The organism is Deltaproteobacteria bacterium (assembly GCA_016930875.1).
Lineage (GTDB): Bacteria > Desulfobacterota > Desulfobacteria > Desulfobacterales.
In genome coordinates, this window is sequence record JAFGFW010000175.1 from 1 (window position 1) to 6,120 (window position 6,120).

The 6,120-nt window shown below is 46.8% G+C and carries 6 protein-coding genes; 3 read left to right on the forward strand and 3 right to left on the reverse strand.

Annotation, left to right across the window (positions count from 1 at the left end; all coding sequences use genetic code 11):
- Window positions 1–51 precede the first annotated feature (51 nt).
- Window positions 52–255, forward strand: coding sequence for a PEP-CTERM sorting domain-containing protein (locus JW883_15020; GenBank protein ID MBN1843577.1), 204 nt, complete (start codon window positions 52–54; stop codon window positions 253–255).
- Window positions 256–590: 335 nt separating this feature from the next.
- On the opposite strand, the gene JW883_15025 is transcribed toward JW883_15020, so the two are convergent.
- Both JW883_15025 and JW883_15030 read right to left on the reverse strand, forming a co-directional pair.
- Window positions 591–2,849, reverse strand: a complete 2,259-nt coding sequence (locus JW883_15025) for a beta-galactosidase trimerization domain-containing protein (protein MBN1843578.1) — start codon at window positions 2,847–2,849, stop codon at window positions 591–593.
- Window positions 2,850–2,893: 44 nt separating this feature from the next.
- Window positions 2,894–4,039: a TIGR03790 family protein gene (locus JW883_15030; GenBank protein ID MBN1843579.1), complete on the reverse strand. Its 1,146-nt coding sequence runs from the start codon at window positions 4,037–4,039 to the stop codon at window positions 2,894–2,896.
- Window positions 4,040–4,592: 553 nt separating this feature from the next.
- On the opposite strand from JW883_15030, the gene JW883_15035 reads away from it, so the two are divergent.
- Both JW883_15035 and JW883_15040 read left to right on the forward strand, forming a co-directional pair.
- Window positions 4,593–4,844: a hypothetical protein gene (locus tag JW883_15035; protein ID MBN1843580.1), complete on the forward strand. Its 252-nt coding sequence runs from the start codon at window positions 4,593–4,595 to the stop codon at window positions 4,842–4,844.
- Window positions 4,844–5,266, forward strand: coding sequence for a type II toxin-antitoxin system VapC family toxin (locus JW883_15040; protein ID MBN1843581.1), 423 nt, complete (start codon window positions 4,844–4,846; stop codon window positions 5,264–5,266). The genes JW883_15035 and JW883_15040 overlap by 1 nt, the downstream gene beginning before the upstream one ends.
- 419 nt (window positions 5,267–5,685) lie before the next feature.
- Here the strand turns inward: JW883_15040 and JW883_15045 are convergent.
- Window positions 5,686–6,120, reverse strand: a 435-nt coding sequence (locus JW883_15045) for a hypothetical protein (protein MBN1843582.1), incomplete at its 5' end; no start/stop codon positions are given.

Here is a 6,120-nt window from a genome sequence, read left to right on the forward strand (position 1 = left end):
CTTTTAAGCTTAGATGGCTTTAACAGACCCCTCAAAAACCGGGAATTCTAATTGTCGTTAGCCAGTATTTTTAATTGTCGCACATCAGCGCAGGTTGTTTCTTTTCACATTGCAATGGGCGGAGTATTTGACGATCAACTTTCAGTGAATGTTTTTGGGAAAGTTGCCCCCGTTCCCGAACCGGCCACCATGTTCCTTTTTGGCGCTGGCCTGATTGGGCTCGGCGCTTTGGGCAGGAAGAAGATGTTGAAATAACCAGTGTTTTTTTCGATCTCATGTCACACAAAAAGGCCACCAACTGGGTGGCCTTTTTGTGTGCAGCTCATATGCGTCAGGTCTGGTTGCTCAGTTAGCTGGCTCCTCTAATCTCCTCCGACAACCGACTGGCTGCTTCCCTTTCCGGAAAGGGACCTTCGATTCCAAGGGCTTCTGTCAGCGCTTTTGCGGTCCGATCCTTCTCATCGTTTTTCCAATAGGCCATGTCCAGATCATAAAGAATGGTTGCATTCCAGGTCGATTCAGACGCCTTGATATATCACGTCACTCAAGGCTATCAAGGTCCCGAACTTTTCTTGGGAAAACAGGGAAGATCAATGGGCCACTTCGTAGAGGTTCCCTTGCCAGGGTTTGAATCTGTCGTGGAACACTTGACCAGCGCCGAAATCCTTTTTTGTTCTCAGGTTAATCAATCTGAGTATTTGTTCTCTGAATTCTAAACTGATTTCAATCTCCTCGCCGGCTATACCCTGTATCTGAGATCCTTTTGGCACTCTTTTGAGCTCTTTATGTCCTGTTGGGTTTTTCACCAGGGCCAGGTAGCGCTTGTCACTGTTTTTCCAATGGAGACATTCGATCATATTCACGGGATTGCCTTGCTCCAAGACCCTGACCCTTGCCTCAAGTCCGGCCGACTTTAAGACTGAGGATACGACTTTTCTCCATGTATCGCCGTGGGCAGAAAACCGTTTTCCAGGGTCCCAGTATTCTATGGGTGAAAGGTTGAGATAAACGGCACTTCCCTTACCAGTCCGATTCTTCACCAGTACCGAAGTACGGTGAAAGAAGCCTGACCTGTCTCGTATCTCGATGCAGTCCACAGCAGCCCTGTGCTTAGTACCTCGTTCAAAGACTATAATGTCTTTATGCCGGTAGGCGCCCTCGTAATATGTAAAACGCTTCAGAAATGGCTGCTCATAGTTTTCCGCATCGATTTCGGTAAGCCCTAACCCGTTCATGTAACCAGCATCCTCATCCCTCGTGACCCCAAACAGGTCATCTAGTGCCCCTTGCGGCCGTCCCTTTCCATGCTCGTCCAATAATCCGCAAAGATAGTCGGCAATTAAGGTTCCACCGTCCTTGACAAAGCATCTCAGAGCCTGAGCCTCACGATCCGAGAGGCAAATGGTCTTGGGCAGAATGATCACCTTGAACCTCTCATAGAGATCTGCAGCTCCTTCCTGGATATCCAGGTAGCTGACAAAATCGTATTGGAATCCAAGATCCTCTAAGACCTTACACCACACCTTGCGAAGCAGTCCTTTCGTCTGGTTCTCATCATCGATAGAGCCTTTGCGATTCACCCAAGTACTTCCATGGGTTATGGCGTCCATGGCCCAACCCGCTTGAATACTGGGATGGGAGTAATAGATGCCGATAGGGTCTGGATCGAATACCGTCTCTGGATCTACGATTGACTCGCTAACAGAGCCTTGTATTTCTTTGAATGTATCTCTATTGGCGATGATAAAGGGGGCAATGTCGTATTGTTGGGATCGAAACCAACCCTCAGGCCATGCAATTACAGCTTGATTACCGTGAAGCATATAATACCAGAGAAACCAGGAATCCAGTTTCGGGTTTTTGGTTGAAAAGAAGGTCTGCATCCGAGGCCTGCGATCTTGGTTCCAGAATGATCTCAGGATCTCATTGGCGCCATTGATATCATAGGCCTCCATCCACTGCACGGCGCGACTGAGCATCGCATAATCATAGCCTCCCCAGGGTCCCGGTCCCTGGCCACCGACAAAACCTGCCGGAACTCCAGAATCAATGCTTTTTGCGTAGCGGGTGAGTTCTGCAAGGACCGCTGCAAACTGAAAATCCATAAAATGCCTGAAATCCATCCAAGGGGAGAGGTTCCACTTTGAAAGGGGAGGGGAATGGTTCCTTATACGGACCTCTTCAAAGCTTTGGGGCATAACCTCATCAAACCTTTTGAAATGGGTCTCCCACTGAGCGTTGAGCCTGGATATGGTGTCATATTTGTGTTTCAACCATCTTCTAAACCACGAAAGGGATTTTGGATGAATATCAACGTCACAGGGCGTACTCAAACGTCCGAGGGAGATCTCGTCATCAAAGGCATAGGCCAAAACAAAACCGTTCTTGGTGGTGCCAATGTTGCGCGCGATATGTTGTTTGATTTGTGAGATAGTCTTTGGGTCGGCCAAGCTGTGTGGGCGGGTTACGAGACCACATTTTCCGGTGACTGCTTTGACATCGCTGCTCTTCAAATAAAGAAAGCCCTTGTCTGCGGCGTGATCCACATAGTAGGGAAATCGTTCCTTCATGGAAAATTCGACTATCTTATCCTTGCCTGCGCCGCGATCAATGTGAAATCCGCCCAATCCCGCTCGCTGGTACAAACCGATGTCTTTGAGAACTGAGGTTTTGTATTGCCACACCAAAATCCTGAATTGGTTCCACTCAGGTCTTGTTGTGATGGCATGCACCTTACGTAGGGGACCGACCCTTTGGATCTCTGCAAAGGCGAAAAGAGACCCTGCCAAAACTATTCCCAAGCCAAGTAGGATGAGCAGACAATGTTTCAACGTACGGCTTTTTGACATGTCAATTCTGCGTCGAGCGAAGCAAGTTTCTCGCGCCATGTGCCTTAAGGGGAAGGGCTTGAGCCTGCGGCATCTTTTTTGAGTTTTGGTCGGCTATTCTTGAAGGGGGAGTAAAGGGGATCTCCGATCAAGACCATTTTCCACGACAAGAACGGATTAGACAAGGCATAGCATTCGGCCAATGTCAACTTCCCTTGAATCAACAGCCCGAAAAACATCTCCGGGACAGGAAAGGCTTGCACATACGGTTCACCAACAGGCCCGAGTGTGGCCGCTATTCCTTTTTCCAGCATCATCTTGCACCAGACTTGGCTTTTTCCCCTCTTCAAAGTCTTGCACTCCGCACTTGCTATGTGAAATCCGACTGAACCGGGTTGCCATGTAAAAGCGTCCACATAACGAGCATAGCTGTACCACCCAGAATATAAGCCGGCTTCAGGGCATTCACCCGGCTTGAAAAGTTCTTTTCGATCATCAATGACTACGGGCATAACATTGCTTTTTTTGACACGATTTGCGGCAAGGTGGATTGACTTGTCATAAAGAGCACCGCCGGAAACCTTCTTATTGCTTGGAGCAGGCCATCTTGCGTCAAAATAGGCTGTGCCTTTGAGTCCCGATTTTTCTGCTGCAATACTGTCGTCAATAATTTTTCTTATAATCTTGTCAGACGGGCCGTCCAGGCGAGAAACCATCAATACATTACGCGGCACATTTTCAATCCTTTTACCTCGATAGCCAAGGAAATAGCGGTTGGGGACCCACCGGGATAGAGAATAGTTTTTCTCCAGAACCAGAGCGATCTCAGAATCAAGCGAAGCTCCCTGATCACTTTTTTTCAAAACAGAAATGCGCTTCTTGATACTTTCTATTTCCCTCTTAACCTTTTTTGATCGCTCCTCTTCACCGTCCTTTATATCCTTTAAGTCCCTATTCAAATTCTCTCGCCGCTTCTCTATCTTCTCAACCTCCCCTCTCTCCTCTGCATTCATCTCCGGTGACACCACTTTAAGGGGAAGACCATACATAATTACAAGACAGCGAATAAACCTGAACGGATCTTTGTCTTTGAGATATCTTCGAACCCGAGGAACCACCTTCTTTTCGTAATCCTCGCGGCTACACCATTCTTTATCAGTAATCCACAGTTGCAGGAGATGGCCTTCCGGAATGCTTCTCGTTTTCGACAAGACCGTGGAACAGACCTTATATTATGAAGGTATATTACTACATAAAGGCAAAGAGGAATTTGAAAAGATGGACCTAGCTAGTTGTAGATTTTAGATTTATATTCGGAGGGTATCTCCTCCATATCTCTTTTATTGGACCTACGCATGTACAAGGCACCAAATACACTGACTCTTCTTAAGCTTTCTCTATGTTGAGTGTGAAGGTATTTCCCTACACGTAGATCACGCCAGATGCAAAGCCAAAGTTAAGCAAAGCTGGTTTGAGATGGAACTGGCAGGTCTGACGAATCACGGAGTTTGAGACACAGATTACTGGCAGGAAAGTGATATTTGAAGATGGCCGCAGATGTTCGTGACTGAGAAAGATTCGGCAGCGCAGCTAAGTCAATATAGTCAAGGATGACCCAAGTTTTACATGGTCCTACCCCAAAGTCCCACCTTTCCCCCTATGTTTTGCGGCCAGCCTCGACAGGTCCCCCACAATTTTCTCCTTGACAATCTGTACAGAATATGGCATTTTAATGCATCTTTGTACAACTTAGGGGGTGTTGCCATGGAAAACCCGTTATCAAAAATGAAGGTCAGTGAGGCTCGATCCAAGCTGACCCATCTGGACAAGCTGTTAAAGCCTGGTGAAGCCTTGCAAATTAACAAGAGAGGTAAGGCTTATGCCCGCATTGAGTTAATAGGAGAAATGGATCGTTATGATAGAATTTTGAACTCTATTAGTAGCCTGCCGGAACCAAAAGGAAGATTGCGGGCAGTAGCTCAGAAGTATAAGTCTATCTTGTACGGGAAGAAATAATGCAAACGCTAAAAGGCTTCAACGCAGTCTACTGCGATGCCAGTTTCTTTATCGCCCTGTTTTCAAAGAAGGACACAAAACACAAGCGTGCCTTAGAACTCTTCAAACAGATCAAGGAAAACCGAATCACAATCCATACATGTTGGTTCATTATCTCCGAGGCCATGACTGTTCTTCTCTATCAATATGGTTACACTGAGGCGCTGACTTTCAATCAATCAATTGATCTTTATAGAATTTTTCATTCCACGGAAAGCCAACACCATCAGGCCATTGCCTTATTCAATCTTTTTGGCAAAGACAGAAAGATTTCTTTTGTGGATGCCCTCTCGCGTGTCCTTATTACCGGGGAACTCAAGAACATGCCGGCCCTGTCTTTTGATCAAGATTTTAAAGCGCTGGGCTTAACGACTATCTCCTGAATAGCTATCCCGACACAATTAATCCAATTTGCCCAAAGGGCAGCGAAGCTTTTGTCTTGCTGTTCTCCCGTTAAATGCTTGTCCTGTTAAACGTCAGACCTATTCAACCGGGGCGATAGCATATTTAACCGGGGTCAACAGCAAGACAAAAAACATTTTTATCTCCGAGCTCTCTGCATCGCTGTGTGAGATAATCTGTCTGCACCGGTCTACGTGTGTCTGCGGCCAATTTATCTTTATCCAAAAATTACCCAAAAGTGCTTTGAGGTGAAATGGGTAAGATCTGTGCCGGGCCGCAAATGATGGGGGATTCCCCATCCAGCCGCCAGGAAACTTTTAAATGACAAATAAAGATGTGACCCCGAGGGGCCCACCCCCCTCAAATTTCTTATGCTGTGCCTGAAGGGCTTTCCCTACAATTATCTTGGCCTCATCTCTCTTTTTGTAAAGAGTGTAGACGCGACCCCCGTGGTTTTCCTTAAACGCCCAAGGGAGATCTCGTCATCAAAAGCATAGGCCAAAACAAAACCGTTCTTGGTGGTGCCAATGTTGCGCACGATATGTTTTTTGATTTGTGAGATAGTTTGAGGATCGGCCAAACTGTGTGGACGGGTTGCCAGACCGCGTTTTCCGGTGACTGCTTTGACATCATTTCTCTGTAGATAGAGTAGGCCCTTGTCTGCGACATGGTCTACATAGTAGGGAAACCGTTCCTTCATGGAAAATTCGACGAGCTTATGCTTGCCTTTGCCACGATCAATGTGAAATCCGCCCACTCCCGCCCGTCGGTACAAATCGATATCTTTGAGAACCGATGTTTTGTATTGCCACACCAAAATCCTGAATTGGTTCCA

Coding starts and splice junctions, on each gene's coding strand:
- JW883_15025 (MBN1843578.1), bottom strand. CDS start 2,849: ATGTCAAAAAGCCGTACGTTGAAACATTGTCTGCTCATCCTACTTGGC.
- JW883_15035 (MBN1843580.1), top strand. CDS start 4,593: ATGGAAAACCCGTTATCAAAAATGAAGGTCAGTGAGGCTCGATCCAAG.
- JW883_15040 (MBN1843581.1), top strand. CDS start 4,844: ATGCAAACGCTAAAAGGCTTCAACGCAGTCTACTGCGATGCCAGTTTC.